Below are 14,623 nucleotides of genomic sequence, written 5' to 3'. Positions count from 1 at the left end.
GTTCAGATGGCTATTCTACGTTTGATTGGTTTTGGAAAAAAAGAAGAATTTAAGAAAGTGCTCGCAATTTTAAGAAAGAAAAAGCCTGATAGGACAAGGGCTCTATGAAATTTGTCGTGTACAGAGCAAAAAACTATTTTCTTTTTATACAAAAATAGGCATTGTGATGAGCTAATTCAAACATTTTGATCGAATATAGACAAAATTCTTTTGGGGGGAGATCAAATTATGAAACCATCATATTTTAAAACAAGCCTATACGCTGTCGCAACTACGACTCTGCTTCTTTGTTCTAGCCAAAATTATGCTCAGCAGTACTACAAATGGATGGATGCTAATGGTTCAACCCATTACACCACGACTCCTCCACCAAAAGGAGCAAAACGATTAGATAGAATTTCCACTTATGGAAGTAGCACTCAAAATACAAACCCGCCGAAAGCACAGCAACCTCAAAACGAAAATCAACCATCTGAAAATCAACCCAATCAAAATATGACTCGACCGCCAATAGATGAAATACCTCAAGCGCCTGCTGTTTCTGCTGCACCCATTACACCGCGTGGTATATAAAATCTAATCATAGACTTTATTGTTGTCTAAAATCTTAAGGTGGCTATGATTTATTTGTCACCTTGCTTGGATAAAATAAAAATATTATTAAAAAACAAAACAATATATCAATACTGTTTCAATATTTACACATTATTATGACGGCTGTATTTAAAGCCTCGTCATCTAAAAAAAGAGAGCCTTTAACAAATTCAAAAATACTCACTTTTTTAAAATACCCCAACTGGTTTCCACTCGCATAATTTAGAAGATAAAATCCTCAGCTAAAAACTGACATTCGCCCCTATTTTGCGCTATGCTGTGCGGCAATCTTAACTTTAATTTTTGTTGTATCGCATATCCCTATGACGACTTCTCACATTGACTCCGAATATCAAGCAAGTGCCATTGAGCCTCAAGTTCAACAAGACTGGGACAATCGCAAAGTTTTTAAAGTTGCAGACACTGTAGAGGGCAAACATCGCTATATCCTGTCGATGTTCCCTTACCCAAGTGGCAAGCTGCATATGGGGCATGTGCGTAACTACACCATTGGTGACGTGATCAGCCGTTTTTACCGTCTAAAAGGCGAAACGGTATTACAACCAATGGGTTGGGATGCGTTTGGTTTACCTGCTGAAAATGCAGCGATCGCTCATCAAGTTGCACCAGCAAAATGGACATTTGAAAATATCGCATATATGCGTGACCAATTAAAAAAATTGGGTTTGTCTGTGGACTGGGATCGTGAATTTGCAACCTGTACACCAGAATACTATCACTGGGAACAATGGTTATTTGTTCAGCTTTATAAAAAAGGTTTGATTTATCGTAAGCTCTCAACAGTAAACTGGGACCCAGTTGACCAAACTGTTTTAGCAAACGAACAAGTTGAAAATGGTCGTGGCTGGCGTTCTGGTGCATTGGTAGAAAAACGTGATATTCCAATGTATTACTTCCGCATCACAGACTATGCACAAGAATTATTAGATGATTTAGACACCTTGCAAGATGGTTGGCCACAACAAGTGTTGACCATGCAACGCAATTGGATCGGCCGCTCTACGGGTATGGAAATCACTTTCCCATCTGCAAATACAGAAATTTATGCTGATGGCTTAACCGTTTACACAACGCGTGCTGATACCTTAATGGGTGTGACTTATGTTGCTGTTGCAGCAGAGCACCCTCTTGCGCTTAAAGCAGCAGAAAACAATCCTGAATTGGCTGCATTTATCGAAGAATGTCGTATGGGATCAGTGGCTGAAGCTGATTTAGCGACTGCCGAAAAGAAAGGCATGGCAACAGGTTTATTCGTAAAACATCCTGTAACTGGTGATGAGCTTCCTGTCTGGATCGCAAACTACGTATTAATGTCATATGGTTCGGGTGCTGTGATGGCTGTGCCAGCACACGACGAACGTGATTTTGAATTTGCCAACAAGTTTAATTTACCAATCAAACAAGTGATCGATGCCAAAGGTGCTGATGATGCAGACTACTCTGCAACTGAATGGCAAGAATGGTATGGCTCTAAAGAAGGTAAACTCGTAAATTCAGGTGAGTTCGACGGTTTAGATTTCCAAGCAGCGTTTGATGCTTTCCTTGCAAAATTAGAACCACAGAACTTAGCAAATGCTAAGGTTCAATTCCGTTTACGTGACTGGGGTGTATCTCGTCAACGTTACTGGGGTTGTCCAATTCCAATGATTAACTGTAACACTTGTGGTCAAGTCCCAGTGCCAGAAGATCAATTGCCAGTGGTATTACCAACTGATGTGGTTCCAGATGGTTCTGGTAACCCATTAAATAAAATGCCTGAGTTCTATGAAACCAAATGTCCTTGCTGTGGTGGCGATGCACGCCGTGAAACAGATACCTTGGATACTTTCGTAGAATCATCTTGGTACTATGCGCGCTATGCATCTCCGGACTTTACAGGTGGTATGGTAAAACCAGAAGCTGCTCAAAACTGGCTTCCTGTAAACCAATACATCGGTGGTGTTGAGCATGCAATTCTGCACTTACTTTATGCACGCTTCTTCCACAAATTAATGCGTGATGAAGGTGTAGTACAAGGTAATGAACCATTTACCAACTTGCTTACTCAAGGCATGGTGTTAGCTGATACCTTCTATCGTGAAGCTGAAAATGGTAAGAAGACTTGGTTTAATCCTGCTGACATCGAATTAGAACGTGATGAGAAAGGTCGTATTCTTTCTGCGAAATACTCAGGTGATGGTCAAGAAGTTATCATCGGCGGACAAGAGAAAATGTCTAAGTCGAAAAACAACGGGATCGACCCACAAGCAATTATTGATCAGTACGGTGCAGATACAGCACGTGTATTCATGATGTTTGCTGCACCACCAGATCAATCTTTAGAATGGTCAGATGCAGGTGTCGAAGGTGCGAACCGCTTCTTAAAACGCGTATGGCGCTTAGCTGCTGGTTTCTTGGAAACGGGGAATCAAACAACGACGATTGATACTGCGAACTTGTCTAAAGATGCGCAAGATCTACGTCGTAAAACGCATGAAACCATCCAAAAAGTGGGTGATGACATCGAACGTCGCCATGCATTCAATACTGCGATTGCAGCATTGATGGAGTTGCTGAATGCAACTAACAAGTTTGAAGCAAAAGATGATAATGATGCTGCTGTAGCACGCGAAGCAATTACTACATTGTTAACCTTGCTTGCTCCATTTGCACCACATCTCAGTCAAACTTTATTGACTCAGTTTAGTATCGACTTAACAGCTGCTACCTTCCCGCAAGTGGATGAATCAGCATTAACACGTAATACACAAACGATTGTTGTACAAGTGAATGGTAAGCTCCGTGGTAAGTTAGATGTCGCTGTCGATATTTCAAAAGATGATTTATTGGCTTTAGCAAAAGCTTTACCAGAAGTTCAACAATTCTTAACTGGACCGACCAAGAAAGAAATTGTTGTACCAAATAAACTTGTGAATTTAGTGGTTTAATTTTCTGCTTAAACTCACTCTCCTAGTAGGAGAGTGAACTTTATCGAAACAAAACCTCATCAAAGCCCGCTGTCATTCAACGGGCTTTGATTCTAAAATGTGGTCAAATTATCAAGATTAAATCTTCCATATTTGCTGGAAGATCATAAGGACAAAGCATGCATATAGCTCAACGTTTCGCTGCGATTGTTTTAACATTAGGCCTAAGTGCAGGCTTAGCCAGTTGCGGTTTCCATTTGAAAGGTAGTAATCCAACGGCAACGCCTTTGGTATATAACAAATTAAATCTTGTTTTACCTGACAATACCGATGAGCTTGAAAATCGTCTGAGCATTTACTTGAGTGCAACAGGTGTACAACTGAGTAATGCGAACGATGCTTATGTACTGCGCATTTTAGACTACACGCCTCGCCGTCAATTATTGAATGGAAAATTAACTGAGGTCTTGCTTCGTCTAACAGTGACTTTCCAAATTGAAGATCGTCAAGGCAACAAAATTACTGAACCTCGCACATTAACTGCATCACGTAGTTATCAATATGATGTCGCAACGGTCAATACAGACAATCAACAAGAAGCTTATTTAAATAAGATTGTAATTGATGATGTAGCTCAGCAGATTACGCGTCAAATTGCAGCAAATCGTTTACCGAAAGCACAGTCGTAATCGCGATTTATGAAACTAGATTATGTTCAAGCTTTAAAACGTGTAAATGAAGCCCGTGGTGCATGGATCATCCATGGGCAAGAGCCTTTGCTAGAACAAAATCTACTCGATACATTTCGTAAAGCGTGGCAACAACAAGAAGTTGAACGTCAACGCTATGATATTAGCAGTGTGAATGACTGGAAAAATGTCTTTAATGCATTGAATAGCCTGTCATTATTTTCTCAACAACTCGCAATTGAAGTCCATGGCAACATCAAACCCGATGCCAATGGGCTAAAACAGCTCAAAAGTTATATTCAGCACAATGAACATAACTTATTGCTTATCGTATTACCTAAACAAGATAGCAGTAGTTTAAAGTCCGCTTTCTTTCAGGTGGTTGAAGCAAATGGTGTTGTAGTTCCCTTAACGGCAACCTATCCACAAGACCGACAACGTATATTAGGTATTGAAGCCGATAAACTCGGAATCCAATTGAATAATGATGCATGGCAATGGCTGATGCAGCATCATGAACATAACCTACTGGCAGCCAAAAACAGTTTGATGCGTGTTGCAGATACCTTTCCCGATATCAAACAAATCCAGATTGAACAACTCTATGCGTGTTTACAAGATCAATCACGCTATACCACCTATGATTTAAGTGATGCATTATTAACAGGAAATTTAGCTCAATCCGTTAAAATCTATCAGTATCTTCTTGCTGCTGGCGAACCAGATAGTTTGATCTTATGGACACTCAGCAAAGAAATGCGTCTACTCATGCAACTTTTTGAGCAGCCACAGAATGCATTGCAATTAGGGATTTGGAAAACTAAAGTTTCGCTTTATCAGCAAGCATTACGCCGCTTAAACCCTCGTCAGTTTTTAAAATGGCCTGAACTTTTATTAGCAATTGATGCTGCAATTAAAGGAATGTCTAAAGAAAACTCAGAACATCTGATGCTTCAAGCAATCAGTGAACTGTGTGGTACAACTTTATTTCCAAGCTTTTCTTAAAGATAAATAAAAAAGGATGACTTTATGTCATTGGATTTAACCACAATCCAGAAAGAACAAATCAAAGATATACTTTCGCGTGCTGATGCTCTTATTATCAGCGCAGGTGCTGGCATGGGTGTTGACTCTGGGCTACCTGATTTTCGTGGTAATCACGGTATGTGGCAAGCCTATCCTGAACTAGGCAAACAACGAATTGATTTTACAGAAATCGCCAATCCAGCCGCTTTTCATCGCCATCCACGTTTAGCTTGGGGCTTTTACGGACATCGTTTAGCACTCTATCGTGAGACTCAACCCCATATAGGTTTTGAATTACTCAATCAATTGGCAGAGAAATTAGCACTACCTTATTTTATATTCACTTCTAACGTCGACGGGCAATTTCAAAAGGCAGGCTTTAGTCCAAAGCAGATTTATGAATGTCATGGTTCAATTCATCATTTACAATGCTTAGCTAGTTGTACTTCAGAAATTTGGTCAGCAGATGACATCTCGCCTGAAATCGACCATCTGAATTGCCAATGGTTAGATGACCTTCCTCACTGCAAACATTGTGGCGGTTTGGCACGTCCTAATATCTTAATGTTTGATGACAACGAGTGGATCGCTCAGCGACAAACACAGCAACAGAATCGTTTAGAATCCTTTATAAATCAACATAAACAACCACTTGTTATAGAGATTGGTGCAGGTACAGCTATTCCAACAGTACGCTATTTCAGTGAACGTTTTGCGCCCTCTCTGATTCGTATTAATCCTCGTGATTATGCTTTACCCAAAACAGGTGGAATCGCTCTTGTCATGAATGCTGCACATGGTATTCAAATAATATATGACATTTCCACGACATAGCATCACAGCCAAATAGTAAATAATTCTCATTCTAGATTAGAAATATCCACGCTTTATCCTTATTTCACTTTTATACTAAGTTTATTTTCTTCATTTTGACCTCGTGACCATGCCAAAAACAAGCTCTAAAAAAATTCAACCTCGCAAAATAATATTGATCGCTCTCGGTGTATTGATCATAGCAGCACTAGGTTGGATGTTCTTTAAACCTAAAGCTGAAGTTCCACAATATATTAGTGCTGAAGTTTCGCGTGGCGATATTGAAGATTCTGTTTTAGCCACAGGTGTATTGGAAGCCACCAAAATGGTGAGTGTCGGTGCACAGGTTTCAGGTCAAGTGAAAAAAATGTACGTGCAATTGGGTGATCAAGTTAAACAAGGTCAGTTGATTGCTCAGATTGACTCGATTCGTCAAGAAAATGATTTAAAAACGGCTGAAGCAAGTATTAAAAATCAACAAGCCCAGCTTGCCGTTCAACAAGCAAATTTGGCAAAAGTTGAAGCTGAATACAAACGCCAACAAGCGATGTATAGCCAAGATGCAACATCACGTGCAGAACTTGAAACAGCACTAGCAAACTTTAAAACAGCACAAGCTCAAATTGCAGCAATCAATGCGCAAATTGAACAATCTCGTTTAACACTCGCAACTGCACAAGAGAATTTAGGTTATACCAGTATTATTGCACCAATGGATGGGACAGTGGTTGCCATTGTGACCGAAGAAGGTCAAACGGTGAATGCCAATCAAACCGCGCCAACGATTGTGAAATTGGCGAAATTAGATACGATGACAATTAAGGCTCAAATTTCTGAAGCCGATGTTATGAAAGTTGAAAAAGGTCAAACCGTTTACTTCACGACATTAGGTAATAGTGACAAAAAACATTACGCACAGCTACGTCAAGTTGAGCCAGCACCAAACTCTATCAATACCGAAACAACCAATACCAGTTCATCATCATCAAGCACAGCCGTGTATTACAACGCTTTGTTTGATGTTCCAAATGAAGACGGTAAGTTACGTATTGATATGACTGCACAAGTCTATATTGTTTTGGCTGAAGCGAAAAATGTACTAACAATCCCTGCCGCTGCCATCCAAACTAAACGTTCAAACAAAAAAGAAAATGGCAATAATTCGGTTGCAACGGATAAAGCAAAAAATGCAGATACTCAGAAAGCGCAGCATCCTAAACGCCTAGATTTGACTGAAGCTGAAAAAGCCTTAATTGCTCAAGGTAAAGCATCCACAGGCATGGTTCGTGTGTTACAAGCGGATGGAACTGCTCAACCTCAACCTGTGTTAATCGGCCTTAACAATCGCGTTACTGCACAAGTGCTGAGAGGTTTAAAACAAGGTGATCAAGTGGTGATTGCCGATGCAACTGATAGCTCAAACGAATCAGCAAAACGTAGCAATCAACGTCCAATGAGAATGTAATATGACCCAAGATCAAACACATTCTTCACAGCCATTACTTGAGGTCAGTGACCTCACCCGTGAGTTCCCTGCGGGTGAAGGTACAGTACAAATTCTCAAAGGCATTGATTTAAAAATTTATGCAGGTGAGTTGGTTGCCATCGTTGGTCAATCTGGCTCTGGTAAATCCACCCTAATGAATATTCTGGGCTGTCTGGATAAGCCCAGCGCAGGAAGTTACAAGGTCAATGGTCGAGAAACCCGCCAACTAGAACCAGATGAACTGGCACAACTACGCCGTGAATATTTTGGTTTTATTTTCCAGCGTTATCACTTACTGGGTGATCTGAGTGCTTCTGGTAATGTTGAAGTCCCTGCCATTTACGCAGGCGTAGACAGCCAACTTCGCCAACAGCGTTCAGCTGAGCTACTTTCTGAATTGGGGCTGGAAGAACGTCTGCACCATCGTCCGAGCCAGCTTTCAGGGGGTCAGCAGCAACGTGTTTCGATTGCCCGTGCATTGATGAATGGCGGTGATGTGATTCTTGCCGATGAGCCAACAGGTGCATTGGATAAGAATAGTGGTGTTGAAGTGATGCGTATTTTGCGTGAGCTGAATGCCAAAGGTCATACCATTATTCTGGTCACACATGATCTTAATGTTGCCAAGAATGCGACCCGTATTATTGAAATCAGTGACGGTAATATTATTTCAGACCGTGCCAACGTGCCTGAAAATACAGATAACGATTTACAACACCAAACCCTGCAACGTACACCACAAAAGAAAACCTCAAGCTGGCGTTCTTTTTTTGACCGTCTCGGTGAAGCATTCCGCATGGCACTGCTTGCCATGAATGCCCACCGTATGCGGACTTTCTTGACTATGCTTGGGATTATTATCGGGATCGCATCCGTGGTCTCGGTGGTTGCACTTGGGAATGGCTCACAGAAGCAGATTCTAGAAAATATCAGTAGTCTCGGCACCAACACCATTACCGTGTATCAGGGGCGTGGTTTTGGTGATAACTCGCGTGCTTCACAAGTCAAAACACTGGTGCCTGCCGATGCCGATGCACTGGCGGAACAACCCTATGTGGATGGAGTCAGCCCATCTGCCAATACCAGTGTGACGCTACGTTACAAAGATACCGAAGCATCCGCAACTGTAAATGGTGTCAGTGCAGATTTCTTCTATGTCCGTGGCATGACATTTAAATCAGGACAGCCTTTTGACAAAAATAGTGTTACTCAGCGTGCCCAAGACGTGGTGATTGATACCAATACGGAGAAAACCTTCTTTGCAGATGGCACCAATCCTGTCGGTCAAGTACTGCTATTAGGCAGTGTACCCAGTCGTATTATTGGTGTGATTGATGCTCAACAAGGCTTTATGGGCAACTCTGACAGTTTGAATGTTTACTTGCCTTATTCGACAGTCATGAGCCGTATGTTAGGTCAGTCTAATGTGCGTAGCATTATTGTTCGTATTAAAGATGAATATCCAAGTAGTGCCGCTGAAAATGCCATTTTGACTCTACTTGAACAACGTCACGGTGCACAAGACGTGTTTACCCAAAACTCCGACAGTATTCGTGAAACCATTCAGCAAACAACTGCAACCATGACTTTGTTAATTTCTGCAATCGCTGTGATTTCTTTAGTCGTTGGTGGTATTGGGGTGATGAACATTATGTTGGTTTCTGTGACTGAACGAACTCAAGAAATTGGCGTACGTATGGCGGTTGGTGCTCGACAAAGTGACATTTTGCAGCAATTCCTGATTGAAGCAATTCTGGTCTGTTTATTGGGCGGTATACTCGGTGTACTACTCTCTTTAGGGATTGGACAAATCATCGGACACTTTGCCAAAGGCATCATTGAAATGAGTTATTCGACCACCTCGATTGTAGCGGCCTTTGTCTGCTCAAGCATGATTGGTATTGTATTTGGCTTCTTGCCAGCACGAAATGCAGCACAGCTCGATCCAGTTGCTGCTTTAGCGAGAGAATAAGGAATTTGAGTATGTCTTTTCAATTCACAAAATTAGGACTCGCACTGGTACTCACTGGCTCCTTGGCTGGCTGTTCTGCTGTGGTGAAAACACCCTATAACGCCCCAGCAGTCCAAGTGCCACAACAGTTCCAATACGATGCACAAAAAAGTAAAAGCATCAATTTAACTGATCAATGGTGGACGTTATTTAATGATGCTCAACTGAATCAGTTGGTCGATCAGGTACTGGCAAAAAATAGTGATCTGATTGTGGCAGGAATGACCCTGAAACAGGCCCGTTTACAGGCAAGTTTGGCTGAAAATAAACAAGGGATTCGAACCAGTTCGAGTGTTTCAGCAGCTCATAACTATGACCTCCGTTCAGGCGATGGTTCTGACCGTGGGTTATCGACCAGTGTCGGTGTTAGCTATGAACTCGATTTATTTGGCAAGCTCGCCAATCAAACTGAAGCAAGTCGTTGGGAAGCTCTAGCCACTGAACAAGATTTGCAAGCCACAGCACAAAGTCTGGTTGGAACCACAGCGAAACTGTACTGGCAATTGGGCTATCTGAACGAACGCTATCAAACCATTCAGCAAAATTTAGCCTCAACTCAAAAAACCTATTCTTTGGTACAGTCGCAATATAAAGCGGGTGCGGTTTCAGGGCTGGACTTGACTCAGGCAGAGCAATCGGTACAAAGCCAAAAAGCCAGTCTGAGTCAGATTGAACAACAACGTGTCGAAGCGCGTACTGCGATTGCTGTATTGCTACATATGCCTGTACAGCAACTGAATATTCAGGAACCCGCACAGTTACCGCGCAATCCCCTACCGAATATCGTGGTCGGACTCCCTGCCGATATTTTATCGCGTCGTCCAGACTTACAAGCTTCTGAATTACGCCTACGCAAAACCTTAGCAAATAAAGATGCAACCAAAGCCAGCTATTATCCATCCATCAATTTAACGGGAAATCTAGGTTCTTCTAGCACCTCTTTAACACAACTGTTAAAGAACCCTACTTTAACTTTAGGTGCAAGCCTGAGCCTACCTTTTCTTCAATATAATGATATGAAGAAAGATATTGCGATCAGCGAGCTTGAGTATGAAAAAGCCATTATTCAATATCGCCAAACGCTGTACCAAGCTTTTGCCGATGTGGAAAATGCATTATCAAATCGCACTCAACTCGATCAACAAGTGCAACTGCAACAACGCAATCTTGAGTTAGCAGACAAAACAACACGTTTGACCGAAGTACGTTATCGTAATGGGGCAATTGCATTAAAAAATTTACTGGATGCGCAGGAAACTGCCCGTAATGCACGGCTCAACTTGGTTGAAACTGAGCAGAATCAATACAATGCTTATGTGACTTTGATGCAAGCGTTGGGTGGGAGTCCTGTGAAAGAATTACCTGAACAATAGCATTGAGCGTGCTCTTGTTTTAATGATTATTCCTTTCAACTTCTAGTTAATTTTTAATGGGTTGATCGCTTTTGATTTAATCTCACATTGTTTGTGTGTTGATGCAAATATTGCTATTTTATATGCTTATCAAAATATAGTTACATCCAATAGGATTCAAATTGGTTATATGGCATTTTCATTTTGGTTATGCGGCAGACTTGCCGTATAACTGTAGTTGGGTGGACGCCTTCGGCGCACTGAGTTATTATTTAATATGTCTAACGGAAAATTTATATGAAAGTGCCTAATATCCCTGATTATGAAATCAGTAGACTAGCAACATTGACCTCTTTATCAATTTTAGATACTGAAGAAGAAAGATTTAACAAATTAACTAGAATTGCTAAAAAGACTTTTTCTGTTCCTATAGCATTAGTTAGTTTAATTGATGAAAATCGACAATGGTTTAAATCTTGTCTTGGATTAGATTTTAGGGAAACTTCAAGAGATATTTCATTTTGCGGACATGCTATTCTAGAAGATAAGATATTCGTAATTGAAGATGCTTTAAATGATGAACGGTTTTTTGATAATCCCTTAGTTATTAATAGTCCTAACATAAGATTTTATGCAGGGTGTCCCTTGAAAGTACTAAATGCAAGAATAGGAACATTGTGCATAATTGATACAGCTCCTAGAAAGATGACTGACGACGACTTATTAGTTCTAAAAGATTTAGCATCCCTTGTAGTAAACGAACTAGTTGCGTTGCAGTTAGCCACAATTGATGAATTAACTAAAATGCCAAATAGACGAGGAATACTAAATCTTATTCAAAACGGAGTTGATATCTGCAAACGCCAAAAAATTGTGTCAACACTTGTATTTTTTGATTTAAATCAATTTAAGTCGATTAATGACACTTTTGGACATGATGAAGGCGATATTGCATTAAGGAGTTTTTCAAACTTACTCGTAGAAGCAGGACGAGAAGCTGATATTTTTGGTAGACTTGGTGGAGATGAATTTGTTGGGTGGTTGAGCAATTGTGATAAAGATAATTTAGTAAGATATGTTGATAGGTTAAAGTCAAAAACAGAAGAATATAATTTACAATCAAAAAAAGATTACAAAATAGATTTTGCATATGGTTCTGTTACCATAGAGCATTCCATGGATGCAAATATTGAAAGTATTTTGAAACACGCAGACAAACTAATGTATGAAAACAAAAAAAGTAGAGGAAAAAATCACCCAACAACGAGTTCAACCTGACTCGCCTATGTCACAGTTCCTGCTGATTGCGGCTATGCGCCGCGCAGGAACTGCGCCATTTAACGGCTCGCAGGTTAACTCAATGTTAGATTACTTTTATGTCATATCTAGAGTCACTTATCGTTGAATACCTTGATTGGCAAGGCTATCTCGTTCGCAGAAATACTAAAGTCGGACGATTGAAGCATGGTGGATGGGAAATGGAACTTGATGTCATAGGCTTCAATCCCCACAGCGGTGATCTTGTTCACTATGAACCATCTGTAGATGCCCATACTTGGGAAACTAGAGAAATGAGATACAAGAAGAAATTTGATGCCGCTAGAAAGCTCATCTTCTTGGAGGTTTTTTCTTGGCTACCGCCAGAAACACCACTACGTCAAATTGCCGTATTCCCATCACACCCGAAAGATAGGCACACTATTGCTGGCGCTCAGATTTTATCCATTGATGAGCTAATGGCAGAGATTCGCTCAAAAATTATTGGGTGTGGCGTCATGAGGAGCAACGCAATATCTGAGAATTATCCACTCCTGCGTGTGCTGCAACTATCGCACTGTGGGTACAACAAAGTAATCTAACAACTCATTTAAGGCGGACGCTTCGCGCCGCCTTAACCCCAACTTTATAATTTGAATATCTCACAATCTTGAAAAACAAAGCCGCTATAAAAGCGGCTTTGTCAAAAAATTTGGATAAATCTAATCACTCATCATCCAACATCGACTGGCTCATACCAACAGTATTAAACCCTGCATCGACATATAAAATTTCACCAGTAATACCCGAAGCCCACGGTGAGCAAAGGAATAACGCTGCATTACCCACTTCTTCAATCGTTACATTACGTTGTAGCGGAGCAATCTTTTCATTAGCATCTAACATTTTACGGAATGACTTAATACCAGAAGCTGCCAATGTACGGATTGGACCCGCAGAGATCGCATTCACACGAATCCCCTCTTTACCCAAACTTAGTGCTAAATAACGAACACCTGCCTCTAAAGACGCTTTAGCCATCCCCATCACGTTATAGTTCGGCATCACACGCTCAGAACCTTGATAAGTCAAGGTCAATAAACAACCTTGGCGTGCTTGTAATAATGGTTTTGCCGCACGAGCCATCGCAACAAAACTATAGGCGCTAATGTCATGTGCGATTTTAAAACCCTCACGATCCGTCACTTCAGTAAAGTCACCATCTAATGTATGTGCAGGTGCAAAACCAATCGAATGCACAACACCGTCTAAACCATCCCAATGTTTTGCCAACTCGACAAAAGTATTGTCAATTTCTGCATCAATCGCTACATCACAAGGGAAAACGAGGGTTGAACCAAACTGTACTGCAAAGTCATCAACACGTTTTTTTAGCTTTTCATTTGGATAAGTAAATGCTAACTCTGCGCCTTCACGGTGTAATGCTGTCGCAATACCGAAAGCAATTGATAATTTACTTGCAATACCAGCAATTAAAAAACGCTTACCAGCTAAAAGTCCTTGTGACATCTTATTCTCACTCGAAAAATTTTCACCACATCATACCAACATTCCTGATTTTTCGGAATTGCATAATCCACCTTTTTACATTGTTGCATAAAAAAATCGCGGTCAATGGACAGCGATTTTTGGGTTTAACCTTGTTTGGGCTTAATCATCACCCTGAATCAGGCTTAACAAACGCATAAATGAATAGTACATCCACACTAAAGTCGCAAGTAAAGCAATCGCACATACCCATTCAAATGCTTTAGGAGCGCGTTGTGCTGCTGCATTTTCAATAAGATCAAAATCCAAAATTAAGTTCAGTGAAGCAATTACAGCAACAAATCCAGCAAAACCAATACCTAACCAATTGCTTTCAAAAATATAAGGAATACTTGAACCAAAGATCAAACGTAAAACAATCTGCACAACAAAAACTAAAGCAATCGCAATAGAAGCTGAAATTACAATCGCCTTGAATTTTTCAGTCGCACGAATAATTTGGAATTTATATAACGCAAATAAAACCAAGGTTGTCACAAAGGTCGCAAGCAAAGCTTGTAAAGGAACACCTGGAAACTTCAGTTGAAAAATAAAAGAAATACCGCCTAAAAATGCACCTTCAAATAACGCATAAGGAATTGCTAAAGCTGGTGCAGTATTTGATTTGAAAGTGGTAATCAAAGCTAAAATTAAGCTCCCAATAATTCCAACAATTGTTGCAGCATAGGCAATTGAAAGATTAGCAGTGATTGCACAATAGAAAAATAGCGCCATTCCTAATACAGCTGCAATCACTGTCAATAATACTGACTTCTGAATAGCACCTTGAATGGTCATTGGCTCGGTTATATCAGTATAGGTTTCCACCCGAGTTAAAATTGGATTATTACTTTGCATGTAAGCTCTCTTTTTATAGTAAGCAAATAAAAATTGAGTTTATGATATTTTTTATTCAATCC

At 40.5% G+C, this 14,623-nt stretch carries 12 protein-coding genes; 10 read left to right on the top strand and 2 right to left on the bottom strand.

The genetic code is table 11. The features are described 5' to 3' along the window. Positions 1–228 precede the first annotated feature (228 nt). The 10 genes from HYG88_RS13725 (at position 229) to HYG88_RS13680 (ending at position 12,757) form a co-directional block, all read left to right on the top strand. Positions 229–573 (top strand): DUF4124 domain-containing protein, encoded by a 345-nt coding sequence (locus tag HYG88_RS13725; protein ID WP_005162603.1) that lies wholly within the window; start codon positions 229–231, stop codon positions 571–573. Positions 574–917: 344 nt separating this feature from the next. Next, a complete protein-coding gene (gene leuS / locus HYG88_RS13720; RefSeq protein ID WP_178883280.1) occupies positions 918–3,542 on the top strand; it encodes a leucine--tRNA ligase in 2,625 nt (874 codons plus the stop codon). Positions 3,543–3,700: 158 nt separating this feature from the next. Next, positions 3,701–4,210 carry an LPS assembly lipoprotein LptE gene (gene lptE, locus HYG88_RS13715; RefSeq protein ID WP_004906557.1) on the top strand — a complete coding sequence of 170 codons (510 nt, stop codon included), beginning with the start codon at positions 3,701–3,703 and terminating at the stop codon, positions 4,208–4,210. Positions 4,211–4,219: 9 nt separating this feature from the next. Further along, positions 4,220–5,215, top strand: a complete 996-nt coding sequence (gene holA, locus HYG88_RS13710; RefSeq protein ID WP_178883279.1) for a DNA polymerase III subunit delta — start codon at positions 4,220–4,222, stop codon at positions 5,213–5,215. Positions 5,216–5,239: 24 nt separating this feature from the next. Next, positions 5,240–6,070, top strand: coding sequence for a Sir2 family NAD-dependent protein deacetylase (locus tag HYG88_RS13705; protein WP_178883278.1), 831 nt, complete (start codon positions 5,240–5,242; stop codon positions 6,068–6,070). Positions 6,071–6,179: 109 nt separating this feature from the next. Then, positions 6,180–7,514 (top strand): MacA family efflux pump subunit, encoded by a 1,335-nt coding sequence (locus HYG88_RS13700; protein WP_178883277.1) that lies wholly within the window; start codon positions 6,180–6,182, stop codon positions 7,512–7,514. Between the two features lies 1 nt (position 7,515). Further along, positions 7,516–9,507: a MacB family efflux pump subunit gene (locus HYG88_RS13695; RefSeq protein ID WP_178883276.1), complete on the top strand. Its 1,992-nt coding sequence runs from the start codon at positions 7,516–7,518 to the stop codon at positions 9,505–9,507. Between the two features lie 11 nt (positions 9,508–9,518). Further along, positions 9,519–10,919 carry an efflux transporter outer membrane subunit gene (locus HYG88_RS13690; RefSeq protein WP_178883275.1) on the top strand — a complete coding sequence of 467 codons (1,401 nt, stop codon included), beginning with the start codon at positions 9,519–9,521 and terminating at the stop codon, positions 10,917–10,919. A gap of 276 nt (positions 10,920–11,195) precedes the next feature. Next, positions 11,196–12,176: a sensor domain-containing diguanylate cyclase gene (locus tag HYG88_RS13685; RefSeq protein WP_178883274.1), complete on the top strand. Its 981-nt coding sequence runs from the start codon at positions 11,196–11,198 to the stop codon at positions 12,174–12,176. Positions 12,177–12,274: 98 nt separating this feature from the next. Further along, positions 12,275–12,757, top strand: coding sequence for a hypothetical protein (locus HYG88_RS13680; RefSeq protein WP_178883273.1), 483 nt, complete (start codon positions 12,275–12,277; stop codon positions 12,755–12,757). Positions 12,758–12,881: 124 nt separating this feature from the next. On the opposite strand, the gene HYG88_RS13675 is transcribed toward HYG88_RS13680, so the two are convergent. Continuing rightward, on the bottom strand, positions 12,882–13,685 hold the full coding sequence (locus tag HYG88_RS13675; protein WP_178883272.1) for an enoyl-ACP reductase: 804 nt from the start codon (positions 13,683–13,685) through the stop codon (positions 12,882–12,884). 141 nt (positions 13,686–13,826) lie between these two features. Next, positions 13,827–14,561, bottom strand: a complete 735-nt coding sequence (locus tag HYG88_RS13670) for a Bax inhibitor-1/YccA family protein (protein ID WP_005162633.1) — start codon at positions 14,559–14,561, stop codon at positions 13,827–13,829. Positions 14,562–14,623 lie beyond the last annotated feature (62 nt).

Source organism: Acinetobacter sp. SwsAc4 (assembly GCF_013391535.1).
Lineage (GTDB): Bacteria > Pseudomonadota > Gammaproteobacteria > Pseudomonadales > Moraxellaceae > Acinetobacter.
This window is presented reverse-complemented; position numbering and strand designations above follow the sequence as displayed.